This window comes from Lactobacillus helveticus (assembly GCF_046109915.1).
Taxonomy (GTDB): domain Bacteria; phylum Bacillota; class Bacilli; order Lactobacillales; family Lactobacillaceae; genus Lactobacillus; species Lactobacillus helveticus.
Window position 1 is genome coordinate 1,319,904 of record NZ_CP151471.1, and the last position, 16,434, is coordinate 1,336,337.

Annotated in this window: 15 protein-coding genes and 1 pseudogene; 2 read left to right on the forward strand and 14 right to left on the reverse strand. The window is 33.1% G+C overall.

All coding sequences use genetic code 11. The features are described from left to right. Positions 1–14: 14 nt before the first annotated feature. The 9 genes and pseudogenes from rfbC to AADV52_RS06760 all read right to left on the reverse strand — a co-directional run bounded on the left by rfbC (position 15) and on the right by AADV52_RS06760 (position 8,190). Positions 15–623, reverse strand: coding sequence for a dTDP-4-dehydrorhamnose 3,5-epimerase (rfbC, locus tag AADV52_RS06720; RefSeq protein WP_014919381.1), 609 nt, complete (start codon positions 621–623; stop codon positions 15–17). A 21-nt stretch (positions 624–644) separates the two neighbouring features. Further along, entirely contained in the window at positions 645–1,529 is an 885-nt protein-coding gene (gene rfbA, locus AADV52_RS06725; protein ID WP_014919382.1) for a glucose-1-phosphate thymidylyltransferase RfbA, read from the reverse strand. A gap of 4 nt (positions 1,530–1,533) precedes the next feature. Beyond that, entirely contained in the window at positions 1,534–2,571 is a 1,038-nt protein-coding gene (gene rfbB / locus AADV52_RS06730; RefSeq protein WP_014919383.1) for a dTDP-glucose 4,6-dehydratase, read from the reverse strand. An 85-nt stretch (positions 2,572–2,656) separates the two neighbouring features. Further along, positions 2,657–3,832, reverse strand: coding sequence for a MerR family transcriptional regulator (locus AADV52_RS06735; RefSeq protein WP_014919384.1), 1,176 nt, complete (start codon positions 3,830–3,832; stop codon positions 2,657–2,659). A 12-nt stretch (positions 3,833–3,844) separates the two neighbouring features. Continuing rightward, positions 3,845–4,870, reverse strand: a complete 1,026-nt coding sequence (locus tag AADV52_RS06740; protein ID WP_014919385.1) for a hypothetical protein — start codon at positions 4,868–4,870, stop codon at positions 3,845–3,847. Between the two features lie 127 nt (positions 4,871–4,997). Continuing rightward, complete coding sequence (locus AADV52_RS06745) at positions 4,998–5,348, reverse strand: hypothetical protein (protein ID WP_014919386.1); 351 nt, start codon at positions 5,346–5,348, stop codon at positions 4,998–5,000. Positions 5,349–5,503: 155 nt separating this feature from the next. Next, positions 5,504–5,983: a hypothetical protein gene (locus tag AADV52_RS06750; protein WP_014919387.1), complete on the reverse strand. Its 480-nt coding sequence runs from the start codon at positions 5,981–5,983 to the stop codon at positions 5,504–5,506. A gap of 22 nt (positions 5,984–6,005) precedes the next feature. After that, positions 6,006–7,168, reverse strand: a pseudogene (locus tag AADV52_RS06755) (IS256 family transposase). Between the two features lie 320 nt (positions 7,169–7,488). After that, positions 7,489–8,190 (reverse strand): hypothetical protein, encoded by a 702-nt coding sequence (locus AADV52_RS06760; RefSeq protein ID WP_014919389.1) that lies wholly within the window; start codon positions 8,188–8,190, stop codon positions 7,489–7,491. A gap of 624 nt (positions 8,191–8,814) precedes the next feature. Between AADV52_RS06760 and AADV52_RS06765 the strand changes: the two genes are divergently transcribed. Continuing rightward, complete coding sequence (locus AADV52_RS06765) at positions 8,815–10,092, forward strand: ISL3 family transposase (RefSeq protein ID WP_014919390.1); 1,278 nt, start codon at positions 8,815–8,817, stop codon at positions 10,090–10,092. A 47-nt stretch (positions 10,093–10,139) separates the two neighbouring features. On the opposite strand, the gene AADV52_RS06770 is transcribed toward AADV52_RS06765, so the two are convergent. Both AADV52_RS06770 and AADV52_RS06775 read right to left on the reverse strand, forming a co-directional pair. Beyond that, positions 10,140–10,682 carry a hypothetical protein gene (locus AADV52_RS06770; RefSeq protein WP_107805702.1) on the reverse strand — a complete coding sequence of 181 codons (543 nt, stop codon included), beginning with the start codon at positions 10,680–10,682 and terminating at the stop codon, positions 10,140–10,142. 99 nt (positions 10,683–10,781) lie between these two features. Next, positions 10,782–11,552: a DUF4422 domain-containing protein gene (locus tag AADV52_RS06775; RefSeq protein ID WP_014919392.1), complete on the reverse strand. Its 771-nt coding sequence runs from the start codon at positions 11,550–11,552 to the stop codon at positions 10,782–10,784. 508 nt (positions 11,553–12,060) lie between these two features. On the opposite strand from AADV52_RS06775, the gene AADV52_RS06780 reads away from it, so the two are divergent. Then, entirely contained in the window at positions 12,061–13,338 is a 1,278-nt protein-coding gene (locus tag AADV52_RS06780; RefSeq protein WP_108468181.1) for an ISL3 family transposase, read from the forward strand. Between the two features lie 75 nt (positions 13,339–13,413). On the opposite strand, the gene AADV52_RS06785 is transcribed toward AADV52_RS06780, so the two are convergent. From AADV52_RS06785 to AADV52_RS06795, 3 genes are all read right to left on the reverse strand, one after another. Further along, positions 13,414–13,650 (reverse strand): transferase, encoded by a 237-nt coding sequence (locus AADV52_RS06785; protein WP_014919394.1) that lies wholly within the window; start codon positions 13,648–13,650, stop codon positions 13,414–13,416. Between the two features lie 204 nt (positions 13,651–13,854). Then, the gene (locus AADV52_RS06790; RefSeq protein WP_014919395.1) at positions 13,855–15,306 is read right to left on the reverse strand and encodes a flippase; all 1,452 of its coding nucleotides are present in this window, start codon (positions 15,304–15,306) and stop codon (positions 13,855–13,857) included. Beyond that, complete coding sequence (locus AADV52_RS06795) at positions 15,303–16,433, reverse strand: hypothetical protein (RefSeq protein WP_014919396.1); 1,131 nt, start codon at positions 16,431–16,433, stop codon at positions 15,303–15,305. The genes AADV52_RS06790 and AADV52_RS06795 overlap by 4 nt, the downstream gene beginning before the upstream one ends. Position 16,434 lies beyond the last annotated feature (1 nt).

Genomic DNA, 16,434 nt, shown 5'->3' on the forward strand with positions numbered 1-16,434 from the left:
ATTTACCTCACTAATTAAAACTTGAAAGTATCCTTTAAACCAACCCATTCTTGGTCACGTTCTGCCAAGTTCAACTTGGTGCCGTCATCTAAAGTGTAGCCTTCAGCACTAGCACTGCCTGGGTAATCACCCTTAACGTGTGGCCACTTAATACCAATTTCAGGATCGTTCCAAGCCATACCACCTTCATCATTAGGGTGCCAGAAGTCATTAACCTTGTAACAAAATTCAGCAACGTCACTTAATACTAAGAAACCATGTGCAAAACCTTGTGGAATCAAGAATTGCTTCTTGTTTTCTGCAGTTAATTCAACACCATACCACTTACCATAAGTCTTTGATTCACTACGAAGGTCAACAGCAACGTCAAATACTGAACCACGAACAGCACGAACCAACTTAACTTGTGGATAATGCTTTTGGAAGTGTAAGCCACGAAGCACACCCTTGGTTGAACTTGATTGGTTGTCTTGTACGAAGTTAATGCTGAAACCGGCATCCATCATGTCTCTTTGGTTAAAAGTTTCCATGAAGTAACCACGATCATCACCGTGAACAGTTGGGGTGATAACAGCTAAACCTTCAATACCGCCGACATTTTTTTCAACTTTAATTTGTACCATTATTTTTCTCCTTTACAAAAATTAATAACGTAATTTACCTTCTGCAACTGACTTCAAGTGTTGTCCATATGGACTCTTGCCATAGTGCTTTGCAGCTGCAAGCAATTGATCCTTATCAATCCACTTGTGGATATATGCAATTTCTTCAGGAGCTGAAATTGCTACACTTTGACGTTCTTCAGTCATCTTAACAAAGTTGCTTGCATCTACCAAGCTTTGCATTGTGCCAGTATCAAGCCAAGCATAACCACGACCAAGAAGTTGAACGTTCAAGTTATCTTCATTCAAGTACATTTCATTCAAGCTGGTGATTTCTACTTCACCACGAGCACTCGGCTTAACTTGTGCAGCCTTTTCACTAACACCAGCTGGGTAGAAGTAAAGACCAGTTACAGCATAGTTGCTCTTAGGATGTACTGGCTTTTCTTCAATAGAGATTGCCTTGCCATTCTTATCAAAATCAACCACACCGAAGCGCTCAGGATCATTAACGTAATAACCAAAGACAGTAGCCTTGCCTTGTTGTGCATCAGCAGTTGCATTCTTAAGCAATTCAGTAAAACCGTTGCCGTAGAAAATGTTATCGCCCAAAATCATGGCACAAGGTTCACCATTGATGAAGTCCTTACCTAAAGTAAAGGCTTGAGCCAAACCATCTGGACTTGGTTGTACCTTATAGCTCAACTTAACACCAAATTCTGAACCATCACCTAATAATTCCTTAAAGCGAGGCGTATCTGCTGGTGTTGAAATTACCAAAATATCGTTAATGCCAGCTAACATCAAAGTTGATAATGGGTAATAAATCATTGGCTTATCATAAACAGGCAACAATTGCTTGCTAGTTACCAAAGTCAAAGGATAAAGTCGGGTGCCCGAGCCACCTGCTAAAATAATGCCTTTCATCGTATTAGTCCTTGTCTAAAACCTTTCTGCCGCCGTACATTTCTTTGTAGTAGTTTTGGTAGTCGCCAGAAATGATGTTTTCCCACCATTCCTTGTTGTCCAAGTACCATTGAATAGTCTTCTTAATACCATCTTTAAACATGGTTTCTGGAAGCCAGCCTAATTCGTTGTGGATCTTTTCTGGATCAATAGCGTAACGGCGGTCGTGACCCTTACGGTCAGTAACGTGTTCAATTAATGAGTAAGGCTTATCTAAGTAGTCACAGATTAACTTAACAATATCGATGTTGTGCATTTCATTGTGACCACCAATGTTGTAAACTTCGCCTGGAGTACCCTTTTCAAGGATCAAATCAATAGCCTTGCAGTGATCTTCAACGTAAAGCCAGTCACGAACGTTTTCACCATCACCATAAACAGGCAACTTTTCATTATTCAAGGCACGTTGAATCATCAATGGGATCAATTTTTCTGGGAATTGATATGGACCGTAGTTGTTTGAACAACGTGAAATTGTTACGGGCAAGTTGTAAGTTCTGCCATATGCACCAACTAACAAGTCTGCACTAGCCTTACTTGATGAGTATGGGCTAGAAGTGTGAAGTGGGGTATCTTCGTGGAAGAACAAGTCTGGACGATCAAGTGGTAAATCACCATAAACTTCGTCAGTTGAAACTTGGTGGAAACGCTTGATGCCATACTTACGACATGCATCCATCAAAACTGAAGTACCAATAATGTTGGTTTCCAAGAAAATTTCTGGATTTTCGATAGAACGGTCAACGTGGCTTTCAGCAGCAAAGTTAACTACAACGTCAGGCTTTTCTTCTTCAAATAACTTGTAAACACCATCGCGATCGCAAATATCAAGCTTAACAAACTTGAAGTTAGGCTTGTCTAAAACGCTCTTCAAAGTTGATAAGTTACCTGCATAGGTTAACTTGTCTAAACAAATAATTTCGTAATCGGGATGCTTCTTCATCATATAAAAAATGAAGTTTGAGCCGATAAAGCCGGCACCACCAGTAACAATAACTTTCATATTAATCCTCCGCTTTGAAAAATCATATTTCATACGAAGTATATAACATTACGTTACGTCACCTTCAAGGGTAAATAAAAAAAAGTTAAGCTTTTTTACAACTAAAATACCCAGCGTCCTTAGTAATATAGAAGCCATTCTTAACCTTGCGATCAACATATTGCTTAAAATCTTGATAATGATCTAGCAAAATTGAGTTTTGATTACCATGACAAGACAAAATATAGGAAATGATCGGCATTGATTCAGACAATTCAATTGCGTCTTGATACTTGTGACAAGTTACATCTTCAAAAAATGGCTGCAAAATCTGTTTACCATTATCCAAACCAAAACGTTCATATAAATTAGTCGAAGATAGAACAATATTGGAATTGTAGCTTTGAACCAGATCTGTAATCTCATGCATGTGTCTTTTAGAATATGTGCTGCAAACAAATGATGCTCCTGGCTTTAACACCCGTCGCACTTCTTTCAATGTCTTGGAAATATCATCACAGTAAAAAAGCATGTGATTGGCAATCACCAAATCAAAAGTGTTATCTGCAAATGGAATCTTTTGCGCATCAAACACCGCATATTGAAACTGCGAATGATCACCTATTGCCTTTTTAGCATCGGCAAGCATTCCCTCGGAAATATCAGTTAAAACTACCGTTACACCGGCTGGCACCTTGTCGATGTTCTGCGACCATAACGCCCCATTGCCAGCACCCAATTCCAATACTTTCATCCCTGGCTTTAAGTGCAAATTGCTAAACAACCACGGGAACCAGCCTTCCTTATTAACAGAATAGTCTCGATGCAAACGAATCCGCGCAGAAATATTCGTAGCATTCTTGTATTGCATGCTTAATGATTGATTGATTGAAGTCAGATGAATCAGATTAAGCATCTTGCTCCAATCAACCTGTTCGTGAGATTCTAATGCCTGACTAGTTGAATCAATTGCTGCAATCACGTTTTTCATTTCTTCTAGGCGTTCTTCAGCTAGACGCTTCTGAATTTGCAAAGAATTTAGCAAAAATTGTGCATCCCCTGAGCCAATCGTCATTTCACGAATGTCGCTGAGTGAAAAGCCCAAGTATTTCAAAAGCAAAATCTGTTGCAGCTTGGCAAAATCTTGGTCAGTATAACGCCGTGCGCCACCTTTAGTGCGGGCTGCTGGTTTTAATAAATTTTTTTGGTCATAATAGCGAATCGTGCGAATCGAGACATGTGCTTTCTTCGCAAACTCGCCACTTGTGTAGTATTGAGGCATAAAAGATTTCCTTTATATTTTAAATAAATTTAAGCCTTTATCTATAAGATCAAGTCTTCCTGACTCAGCAATAGTTTCTAACGCTACATAATCACTATTATTTTCCCCTTCAATTAACTTAACTTGATCTCTGGTTAAATTTTTGGCAGCTTCAGGACTGATTACTAAATTATCTGAGCTTTTAATTGATATATTGGTCAAAAAAATTTCCTTTTTAACTAAAGAAAGATCATTAATCTCTGCAAAAAAATCCTTATAAAATTTTTCATAATCATCTCTTGATGCCGTTAAAAAAGCTATAGTCTTATTGCCATATGGAATAATATTTACAAAGACTGGGAAGTCAACTTCTCCAAATCTCCTATTCATAAGTTTACCGTTGAAATCATAATAAGGAATATAATAACCACTAATAGCGAACTTAGCCTGGGGCATATCTAATGCAATTCCTAATATTGGAATTTCTTTATCCTCAGATTTTTCTAAATAGTGATCACACTGGTTCTTTACTCGTTTCAGATCTGATACAGCCAATTTATTCAATTGATAATCAGCTTGCGTATACTCCGGTAAATTACTAATCTTCCAAAATTTCTTATTAACTATATAATCTATTCTTTTTATAAATTCTTGCTTAGTTTGTAATTCTGAACAAATAGTACGATACGTAAACAAAAAGGCAGTTTTATCATTAATCTGCCATTTTGTTTTTTCTATATCTGCAAAAAGCTTATCATCATGTTCTTTACAAAAACCTGTAAATGTGGTAGCAATGTTTTTGCCAACTTTTCTTAGTTCCAGCCCCATCTTTTTATCTAAAGGACCCATACTATCTCTCGAAACTCTGGGCATACAAACTTGATTTTTTAATGCTAATTTCGAAATCACCCCATTATTCTGAAGAGTATGAGATTTTATAATATTCTTATTCTTGCATCCAGGATAAAAGCAGTGTGATATTCTCATATGCCTTATCGATTCTACCCAAAGTTGTGTATCTGATATATTTGTTGATTTAAAGTGCTTAATTTTTTTCATATTTCTTGTTTTTCCCAATTACAACAAAATAAACTCCAGCATCAATATTAACAAAAGATACTCAGTTCTATCTTAATATTACTGATTATTATGCTATAAAATAGGCCATATAAAAATAAGGTTTTGTTTATTTTCCTCTAAAAAGCAAACCAACTAAAAATGTAATAATTGCAAGTAGTAAATATGTACGTGGATATTTCTCACCGCTATCCTTGTCTTTTGTTATCCACCTCTTTAAAAGAGATATACCTTTAATAATATTAAAAAGTAACCATGCTACTATTATCCAAATACTTAGTATCAAATTAGAATTCAGCTGCAAATAACCATCCGAAGCAAAAGTTAACGTTTGATCTTGTAACAGTAATATAGGTAAAACTAAAAGCACCCCTTCAATAAATTTCAAAATACAGTTATGGTACTCTTGTTCTCGTGTTAATCCATCCTTTAAGCTAATCATTTGCAGAACATATTTCAACAATAGACCTGCATAAATACATACAAAACCAATTATTATAAACCTGTATACTGTATTAGATTCACTTGAATCTTTTAAATCTAAACATATTTGTAATTCTGATAATTGTAATAATTTAAATTCCAGCCATTTATGAAAAGCTAAATATATTGCTGTTATAAAAAACTTAAACCAGCTGAATATACGAAGGGTATTATCATCTGAGATAAAAGCCAGTTATTCAAAGTTATATATGAGTTATCTTCTTCACCTTGAATGCTACTACTTTCCTGTTGACTAGATTCGTTAATTAATAATATACTTTCAACAAGATAATTTGTTTTTTCTTTTTTGTCTTCCTTATATTCAAATACTATAAAAAACATATTTTCTGTTAACCCAAAAGGTGACTTGTATTTATTAATAAAGTTACTAATTTTAATACAGTATGTTTTATTCATCTCTTTTAATAATTTAAAAGGGATATCCTTTTGATTTTGATGTTTAAGTTTTTTTAACTTTCTCCACGGTATAAAACCTAAATATCTATACTCATAACTTCCTTCTTTAATTTGATCAATTTGAAATTTAAAAATACTATTTTTATCTAACTCATCGAAACTGTCAAATCTTTTGTGTAAATAGATCTTTCTCATAGATTGATTTTTTATTATTTATTTAATCAAAGTAAGATTCTAAGGTGTCCTGAACCTGACCAAAGCCTTTATGAATTCGGTTGAAGTAGCGGTCATTGTAACTCATTGCTTGAATGCCAATAAAAGTATCTAATGACTGTTCAGTCGGAAACTCTGCTTTAGGCTTAGCCTTGCGCTTAATGACGTTGTTAAAAGATTCAATCATGTTGGTAGAGTAAATTGAAGCTCTGATCTGCTTAGGATAATTATAGAAGACCAGCAGGTCCGGCTCGATGTCTTTCAGGTTTCTTATGACATGATTATGGCATAGAAGGCATGCAATACATCAACAGCAGCTGCTTTATTGGCTTGCTGGTGAATCTGCTTGAATTCGTTCATAATTGCCTCGCGATCCTCTACGCGTACTTTAGCGCAGATATTACGCATGACATGAACCAAGCAACGCTGGAAATGAGCTTGAGGATAGGTCTTTGCCAGTGCTGTCTTCATGCCCACAACGCCATCTGAAAGAAAAAGCTCTGCTTGCTCTAAGCCGCGAGACTTCATGCTTTGGAGCAGCTCCGTCCAGACTTCAATGTTTTCATTGGGCGCAATGCAGTAGTCGATAACTTCCTTGTGGCCATTAGGTTTGATGCCAATGGCAATATAGACAGCTTCTCGTTCAAAAGTTTCTCGGCGCAGAGGAACGTAGGCAGCGTCTAGATAAACGCAGAAGAACTTATCGCTCAGCTTACGCGTGTGATAGGCCTCTACCTTGGGGATCATCTGCTTAGAAATATTGGATACTTGAGCGGGGCTGTAATGGCTGCCATACATTTTTTCAATCAAATCAGCTATCTCTCTGGTAGTTACGTCTTTAGAGTAAAGCTTGATGATCATGTTTTCCAAGACATCGGAGTGCTGCTTGTAGTCAGGCAGCGTGTGCTGATGAAACAGGCCGTTGCGGTCTCGTGGCACCTGGATTTCAATTTTGCCAAACTGCGTATCCACCTTGCGAAAGTAGGCACCGTTCCTAGAATTGCCGGTATTCCAGCCGTCTCTTGCATAAGGATTATAACCTAAAAAGGCAGTTAATTCAGCTTCTAACAAGTCATTAACTGCTTGTTGTAATTCTTTACGCAATAAATCATTAATTTTGTCTTGATTGAATAGAGCTTGAGCCATATTTTTGGTAAAATCATTCATGAAGGAGTTCTTCTTTCTGTATGTGTTTTTTGTTCAAACCAATCATCCGAGAAAGGAACTCCTTTTTCTAATATTTTAAGAAATTAATTTAAGGAATCATTCATCCTTACACAAACTATTTTACAGTCTCTAAAAAGGTTATCCTTCTAATTGAAACTCTTAAAACATACCAACTTCTACAATATAGAAAAAGGACTGACTCCAACCAACTATTGAAATCACTCCTTAATAAATTAGTTTATTAAATTGTCTAACTTTTATATCTCAAATTCATAATAGTATGTTTAAAAATACCTTTTCAACTTCATCACACTATATTTCTATTCCTCAACATTGGGTATGAAAACATGGAATGGAATATATGGCTTCGCTTCTTTCTTTTTAGAATCAACAATTTTATTTAACGGATGTTTTTCATCTCCGACCACCCGTGCATACAATCTAGTACCTATTACTGAAATTTCTGAGTCATTATAAATGGCTTCCGCTTCATAATAAACCTGTATATTTGAATTAGTAGATTCATTATGCTTCAAAAAGTTATTCACTTGTTGCTCAAATTTGGCTTGACCAATATATTCTTTACTACTTTTCTTTTTACCATACCCATTAGCTTGTTCAGTCTGTCGAAATATATTTTTAAAGCCAGCATTATATGTTTTAACTAATCTGTTTTCTAAAAAATTATTTGGCAGTTTATCTTTACCTTTAAAATTTTCAAATTCTGGTGTTTTTAGTTTTGAAATATGTTGAATTAATTCAACTCCAAATATATGTCCTTGTTGATAACCATCTTTTGAAGGTTTACGTTGCTTCTTATATTTATTTCTACCAATTGCAGGTTTTAAATAAGCAGCAAAGCCGTTTTCTATTCTACTATTATTCTTCCAATGACTATTTTCCTTTATCAAAAATAATCTATATTTTTCATTATATGATAGATGATATTTCTTCAACTGTGATATTTGACTGAAAGTATCTATACCCATCTTTTCTTTTACTTCTGCTTCACTCAGACTCATTTTTATCTCCTCAAGATATATCTTTGGCTTTATTCTATATCACAAAATAGTTTCAGTAATTTCAATGTGAACCTGTCAAATAGCTATGTAAATAGATCATCTAGTAATTTTATCTTAAAGTAGTTTTTGCCTGCCCTAATGCGTTGGAAGTAACAATCATTATAGTCCATTGCCAATAAAGATATCTGGCAACTGCTTAATTTAAAATTTTTTCTTTTAAATACATTGTAAAACAAGTTAGTTAGTCATGAAGGAGTTCTTCTTTCTGTATGTTGTTTTTTTGTTCAATCAAATCATACGAGAAAGGAACTCCTTTTTCTAATGTTTTCAGAAATTAATTTAAGGAATCACCTTACACAAACTATTTTACGGTTTTCGTTTCTTAGATAGAACCAGCGATAAATATATAAAATAACACATTTTTATATGCGCACGATAACTAAAAAAATCGCACCTCCACAAAAGAGATGCGACTGAAAAATATGGCTCTATAATTTTTCCTGTTGATGACTTATCTATATGATAAGCTGTTAACAGGTTTTTTATTGCATTAAAAAAGGAGGACATAGTCCTCTTTAATAAAAATCGTTTCCACACAAATTCTTATAAATAAAGGTGATTTCTATGTCCTCTCTTAATCATTGTATTAAATTCGAGCTTGATGTTAAAGACGAAAATATTGTTTTTAAAGATTATTTTTATAAATCGATCAAACTACAAAAGCATAAAATCTATGAAGCAGAATTGATTCAGCCTGCTTGTCCTTATTGTGGCTCCTTGGCTCTCCTGCATAATGGACATCTGATTACCAACATTCGCTATTTAACAGCTAATGCCAGCCATCCAGTAACTATTAGACTGGCTAAGCAGCGAGTTAGATGCCGTGATTGCAGTCGCTGGTCAATGGCCCAATCAGAATTGGCAAGCAAGTACTGTTCTATTTCTAATGCCTCTAAGCTAAAAATTTTGTCTGCGTTAACTGAAGATCGTTCGATGACCAGCATTGCCAGCGAAAACAATGTTTCTGTCAACACTGTTCAAAGAGTTTTAGGCAGCTGCTCTCACCGTTTCCTTGACAGCTATGAGTATCTGCCAGCTCATTTGGCTTTCGATGAATTCAAAGGCGTTGATCGTCAGCTGCACTTTATCTGCTTAGACGGCGATAGTCATCAAGTCGTGCAGATTCTTAGAACGCGTTATAAGAAGAATCTGCTTAAGTATTTTGGACGTTTTTCGCCTCAAGCCAGAGCCAACGTTAGAACCGTTACGATGGATCTCAACTTTTACTATCAGGACATTGTCAGAGCCTGTTTCCCTAATGCTCAGATTGTCATCGATCGCTTTCACATGATTCAAATGCTTACTCGTTCTTTTAACTCGCTCAGAGTTAAAGTCATGAGGACCTTTGATAAAAGATCCAGACAGTATCAGCTGCTCAAATCTCCCTGGAAGCTATACTTGAAGAAATATGATGAATTGGAAAAAATTCATCCTCGCTACAACTGGCACTATAAAGACTGCTTAACACAAGCTCAAGTAGTCATGGAAGGCATCAGCGCCAATACTGCTTTAGAGAACTCATATAACCTGATGCAGAGTTTTATTCAAGCAATTGAAACAAACAACACTCAAGAGCTTAAATCATTGATTACCAGCAAAGATTCAATTGGAACCCTAATGCATAAGACGCTGCTAACTTTTAAATACAATCTAAAAGCGGTGCTTAACGGTGCGGCGCTGCCTTATTCTAATGGCTGTCTTGAAGGCTTCAACCGCAAAATCAAGCAAATCGAACGAACAGCTTTCGGCTATTCTAATTTTATCAATCTATTAACCAGAATTCGTTTAGAGGAAAATCAATATAAAGAAAAAGAACCAAACAGCCTTTTAATGACTGCCTGATTCTATTCATTTACTCTCTATCAACTACTGCTATTTAAAATAAATAATTACCTTAGATTTTTTAAATAATTTCGTCTAACAGTATTTTTTGTCATACCATCTATAATCCCTCTAAAATAATTATTTAATTTAGCCATTTTATTTTTTTTAAACAAAATTATTATAATTATTTCTCTACATCGATACATTAGTTCACGTAAAACACTGTTTGTTTCCGCTCCATACCGTCTTGCAATCAACATATTATTTCTAGCTATATAATATCGGCAAAATGCACTATGATTCAAAGTATATACATCCTTATATATAAAATGATGCTTGGTTGCATGTCCAATTTCTTGTATAAAACCCACAAAATTAATTTGATAATTAAAATAACCTTTTCTCATTAATGCAGCGCAAAAATCATTATCTACTGCATCGATAAACAGTGATTCATCAAATCCACCTACTTCTTTCCACGCCTTTAAATTAACCAAAGCTGAAGAAGTTATACAAAAATTAGTTTTTTTAACACCACTAGAAATATCCCATTTTACTCTTAAATTTCTATCTTTAAATATATAGCATAGTTGACCTATTCTAGGCAAATTCATGTGCTTCTTATATCTTTCTATCAGCTTGTAGTCTTACAGTATTTATATTCTCAATCAGTCGTTTTATATCCGAATTAAACAAAACAATTCCTACTATTTTTTATACGATGATTTTACACCAAACTTTAATTTCAAATTTTTATATAGTCTTGACTTTTTATTTACATGTAATATTTTAGCGACTTTGCGTCCTATATTAATTAAATTTGCATACTTAATAGAATATTCTTTATAAGATAAATTATTTGCAACTATAAAAACAGTAAGTAAGCGTTCACCCATAAAAGCACAATATCTTACATCATACGGACTACCTTTTTTATCTCCAATAATAATTCGCATTCTTTTTAGGACGTCAAATAAAAAGTTACAGTATAGGTTAAAATATTTTCCCGTAGTTATAAACAACTGCGCATTGTTACATTGATTACTAGAACCATCAACATTATAAATTTTAGTCCATGACTCATAATATCTTGGATAATACTTTTTCAATATTGCAGTTATAGCATTCAATTCATCTTTTTGCGCATGTGGGGTAATATATGTTTTTTCAGCAATTAAAAAATTATATTTCTTTTCATTTACTAAAAGTTCATAAGCTTTTTTAAAGCTAACATTTAACGTTTTATTGTAATGTCCAAATCCAATTAACTCATCATTTTGTATCGCTTGATTTTTCCAAACCCAATATAGACCCGTTAATTCACCATAATATTTATTTTCATTAGAAATATTTATTCCTGTATCATCTCGGACAGAATACAAAAAATTATTTCTATTAGCAGAACCCACTTCAATCGGAATTTCATTTTTTACTTTAATTGTTTTTTTCCCAAAAGTAGAAATATAAATATTATTCATGATGTTTTTCCCTTAAAACCAAATTCAAAATAAACGGTGGCAGCCATCTTCTAATTCGACCTTTAAATCTTGCACTCTTAGATTGCCAAGAAGCAGTGTAAAGATGTATAGAGCGTGTATTAGCAGTAATATTTAATTTACCAGTCATATGATTAAGTGGACAAAAATAGTCCGAAGGATAAATTGTAATTCCCTTTACTTTTTGCATTTTTCCATTAGGAACTAAGCCATTTTTCCTTAGAATTTCTGTAACTCTCTCTACTACAGTTGTATAATTAACGCTACCATCCGAATTTAAAAAATGCTGTCCCTCATAATAATTTAAAATTTCCTTATATATCCATTCCCTTTTCAGCTGCCAATCCTACACCAGGATTTACGGCTCTATAATTTTTCCTGTTGATGACTTATCTATATGATAAGCTGTTAACAGGTTTTTTATTGCATTAAAAAGGAGGAAATAAAAAATCTATCCTACTAAATATTTTATAAATAAAGGTGTGTTTCTATGTCCTCTTTTAATAATTGTACTAAATTTGATCTTGATATTAAAGAAAAAAATATTGTTTTCAAAGACTATTTCTACAAAATGGTCCAGATGAAAAAGCACAAAATCTATGAAGCTGAATTAATTCAGCCTGCTTGTCCTTTCTGCGGCTCTTTGGATCTTTTACACAATGGCCATTTGATTACCAACATTCGCTATCCAACAGCTAATGCAAGTTTGCCTGTCATTATCAGATTGGCTAAGCAACGAGTTAAATGTCGCGATTGTGATCACTGGTCCATGGCTCAATCTGAATTAGTAAACAAATACTGTTCTATTTCTAATGCTTCCAAGCTTAAAGTATTATCAGCTTTAACTGAAGACCGATCTATGACCAGCATTGCCAGCGAAAACAATGTTTCGATCAATACCGTCCAGAGAGTGCTGGGCAACTGTTCACACCGATTTATTGACAGCTACGAATATTTGCCAGCTCATCTAGCTTTTGATGAGTTCAAAGGAGTCGACCGCCAGCTGCACTTTATCTGCTTGGATGGCGATAATCATCAGGTCGTTCAGATTCTTAGAACTCGCTACAAGAAGACGCTGCTTAAGTATTTTGGTCGTTTCTCGCCCCAAGCTAGAGCTAACGTTAAGACGGTCACGATGGATCTTAATTTTTACTATCAAGATATCGTCAGAGCTTGTTTTCCTAACGCTCAGATTGTCATCGATCGTTTTCATATGATTCAAATGCTTACGCGTTCTTTCAACTCACTGAGAGTCCAAGTCATGAAGACCTTTGATAAAAGATCCAGACAGTATCAGCTGCTCAAATCTCCCTGGAAATTATACTTGAAGAAGTTTGATGAGCTTGAAAAAGTTCATCCTCGCTACAACTGGCATTACAAAGACTGCTTAACTCAAGCACAAGCAGTTACAGAAGGCATTAACACCAGCACTACTTTAGAGAATTCATATAACCTGATGCAAAGCTTTATTCAAGCCGTTGAAACTGGCAATACGCATGAGCTCAAATCGTTAATCAACTGCCAAGATCAAATTGGAACTTTAATGCACAAAACACTATTAACCTTTAAGCATAATCTAACAGCTGTGCTTAACGGAGCAGCTCTGCCTTATTCTAACGGCTGTCTTGAAGGCTTCAATTGCAAAATCAAACAAATCGAACGAACAGCTTTTGGCTATTTCAATTTTACCAATCTCTTAACCAGAATTCGTTTGGAAGAAGATTTGTACAAAGAAAAAGAACCAAACAGCCTTTTAATGACTGCCTGATTCTATTCATTTACTCTCTATCAACAGGATTTGACAAAGAGCCAAGATTATGGCTTAGATCATATTTATAAGAATCTACTTTGTTTCCCACTTATTACCAATATATCTACCTGAATTTCGATAGTTTAAAACGCGAGCATAATTTCTTACAGCCGTTGCATTATCAGGAATATCTTTAGTCACCACATTACCAACGCCGATAGTAACATTATTGCCTATTTTAACATCTTCCACTACGCATACACTTGGACCTATATAGACATTGTCTCCTATAGTAGCGGCTTGTTCTTCATTATGATCGATATATGCCATAACCAATCTTAGGTTTCAATAGAATTGTTATATTTCTTTTGTTCCGATTTGTCTTATAAAAGATGAACTAATATTTTTTGATTGCTCGGCCTTATTGCTACCAATATTCTAAATTTCTTATTATGAAGATATTCCTTAAAAAAATTATCCCATCATCTTTTCCATAATATCTATAAAAACATTACGAAATAAGAAGTTATATAATTAAAACTTATTTTTTAACTTTCCAAATAGATACATTACTACTTCATTTTTCTCAATTAATAAGATAATTACATATATTATTACTGAGAAAAGAACGGAAAAAATAGTTTTCAAGACTAGAGGATTAATATATGCATCACATAATATACACATAACTATTATTCCTATGCATCCAATTAATGATTGAATAATATTTTTAAATAACTTTTTTGATTTGACTATGTTACTTATTAAATCCTTGGAGAAATACCCATCAATTAAACAAGTAATAAATTCAGCAACTACCGTAGATAATGCTGCAGCATTCTGCCCCCATAATGGTATTAAAATAATATTTAAGATCAAATTAACTGTTGAACTAACAGTAGCACCAATCAATATATATTTTTCTCGCCTCGAGGGAATTAACACACATTCATATAAATCCCCTGACAGCATAGCAAAAATTAATGCAAAACAAAGTATCTGTAAAGAAGTGGTACCCGCAAGATATGATTTACCTGATAAAATTAATAATATATTTCTACTAAGCATGAATAAGCCAATCATTGCTGGCAAAATGAGTAATAGCAAATTAATCGTAATACTTGATAATAGTTGTAAATAATTATCCTTTTTGCCCTTACCTAAATATAAAGATAGTCTGGGGACAGCCACAATATAAACCGATGTTAATAAAGTTTTTATTATGGAATAAATTTTTGACGAGACACTATACAGTCCAACAATGTAATCGTTCTTTATAATGCCTAACAGAGTAATATCAGAATTGATATATATCGTTGCTGTTACTAAAGAAGCAAATATTAACAAAATTGGTTTTAAATGCTTATTCCATTCTATGTGCGTTGTAAACCTTATTACGCAATATTTTCTTGCATTAAAGAAGTTTAAAAGATTGGCTCCAACCGAAGAAAAAACTGTAATTAATGCATAATTTAAATAATCGCCTTTATTTCTAACAAATATAAACAAAAGTATTATAGAAATTATTTGAAATAAGATACTCCTAAAGGTTATATAAGCATAATCTTCATAAATAGAATATATCCATTCTGTTCCCAGGGTAGTAAAAAATATCTGAAGACTAAAAATAAAAATACATAATATATAATTTTTTAAATTTTTAAATAAAAAAAGGCAAAAAAATAGAAGAATATAAGCAATAACTGTAGATATGATATTTATAGAGAATATTTGAGAACAAAAATTGTTTATTTGTTCCTGATTATCTCTATATCGTGCTCCTTCTCTAATAGCGTATGGCATTATTCCAAGTTCAGCTATCAAAACAAAGTAACTAATTACTGACTGAGAGAAATTATACTTTCCTATACCATTTACTTGTAAAACTCTAGATACATAAGGAAATGTAATTAGCGGAAAGATTATATTTAGTATGTTTCTTATGCTATTTAAAAAAGCATTTACTCCTATAGATTTTTTTTTCATAGTCCTATATTATTTTTTGAGTCCCTAATAAATTCATACCAAAAAATCATAGTGAAATTAACAGCTACTGATCTAATTACATTTTCCATCGTTCCAAGTAACAAAAATGCCAATACCATAATAAGGTAAACTATTTCTTTTCTTTTAATTAATTTCTTTATTACATAAAAGTATAAGATTAGAATTGTTAGACTACCAATAATTCCATAATTAAATAGTAAAAACACATATCCATTATCAATTACATCGTATCCATAAATAGATTGCAATATATCAGTATTTACTATTTTGCCAAAGAGAGTTACTGGAAAATTTTGAAACAACATACTAGCGTTTGAAAATCTACCACTTAATATACCATTAGCAATAAATGCAATATTTCTTAAAATTCCCGTTGATTCATTATATAAATAGGGAATAACCAAGGATATCAAAACGGCTACTATGTAAATAGGAATAGCACTATAAATTAGCATTTTATTTCCAAGATTAAAATTATTTATTATCAAAATGAACAAAATAAAAATAGAAATAATAAAAATAGTTCTAGACTTTGTAATTGAATAATTAATTACCGTTACTAAAAAGAAAAGTATCTTATCCTTTATATCTATTTTATTTCTTCTAATACACAAATAAATAATACACAAAATAAAAATAGCTTGAGCTAAATCATTTGGATGTATAAAGCCTAAACCGTATCCTACTGCAAATCCCGATACGCCTTTAGAAACACTCATTTCATTTATAGGTATTACATTAAACAAAGATAATAAAATGATCCAAAATAAAATAAATAATCGTGTAATGAAAATTGTAATCAAGGCATCTTTATAATTTATGCAATGCATAATTATCCCTGCAAACATCAAAAGAAAATATAATGATTCTTTTGAAGAAATATATACAGCTAAAGCGATTACTAACATACAGATAGCACGTGTGGCTTCTGAAACTGTCCATTTAGTCATAGAAATTGCACATAAAAAACAAAATACACTAGCATATAAAAGGACAGTATATATATCATTTGGAATTCTAATAAACGTTAATTCGAATCCATACATTGTTTCAATCAGAATGAAGAAAAATATAGCGAATATTCTTGAATCTATTTTTACTTTCATC

What these genes read in the sequence shown, in the direction of transcription:
- rfbC (WP_014919381.1), bottom strand. Translation starts at nt 623, where the DNA reads ATGGTACAAATTAAAGTTGAAAAAAATGTCGGCGGTATTGAAGGTTTA.
- rfbA (WP_014919382.1), bottom strand. Translation starts at nt 1,529, where the DNA reads ATGAAAGGCATTATTTTAGCAGGTGGCTCGGGCACCCGACTTTATCCT.
- rfbB (WP_014919383.1), bottom strand. Translation starts at nt 2,571, where the DNA reads ATGAAAGTTATTGTTACTGGTGGTGCCGGCTTTATCGGCTCAAACTTC.
- AADV52_RS06735 (WP_014919384.1), bottom strand. Translation starts at nt 3,832, where the DNA reads ATGCCTCAATACTACACAAGTGGCGAGTTTGCGAAGAAAGCACATGTC.
- AADV52_RS06740 (WP_014919385.1), bottom strand. Translation starts at nt 4,870, where the DNA reads ATGAAAAAAATTAAGCACTTTAAATCAACAAATATATCAGATACACAA.
- AADV52_RS06750 (WP_014919387.1), bottom strand. Translation starts at nt 5,983, where the DNA reads ATGAGAAAGATCTATTTACACAAAAGATTTGACAGTTTCGATGAGTTA.
- AADV52_RS06760 (WP_014919389.1), bottom strand. Translation starts at nt 8,190, where the DNA reads ATGAGTCTGAGTGAAGCAGAAGTAAAAGAAAAGATGGGTATAGATACT.
- AADV52_RS06765 (WP_014919390.1), top strand. Translation starts at nt 8,815, where the DNA reads ATGTCCTCTCTTAATCATTGTATTAAATTCGAGCTTGATGTTAAAGAC.
- AADV52_RS06775 (WP_014919392.1), bottom strand. Translation starts at nt 11,552, where the DNA reads ATGAATAATATTTATATTTCTACTTTTGGGAAAAAAACAATTAAAGTA.
- AADV52_RS06780 (WP_108468181.1), top strand. Translation starts at nt 12,061, where the DNA reads ATGTCCTCTTTTAATAATTGTACTAAATTTGATCTTGATATTAAAGAA.
- AADV52_RS06785 (WP_014919394.1), bottom strand. Translation starts at nt 13,650, where the DNA reads ATGGCATATATCGATCATAATGAAGAACAAGCCGCTACTATAGGAGAC.
- AADV52_RS06790 (WP_014919395.1), bottom strand. Translation starts at nt 15,306, where the DNA reads ATGAAAAAAAAATCTATAGGAGTAAATGCTTTTTTAAATAGCATAAGA.
- AADV52_RS06795 (WP_014919396.1), bottom strand. Translation starts at nt 16,433, where the DNA reads ATGAAAGTAAAAATAGATTCAAGAATATTCGCTATATTTTTCTTCATT.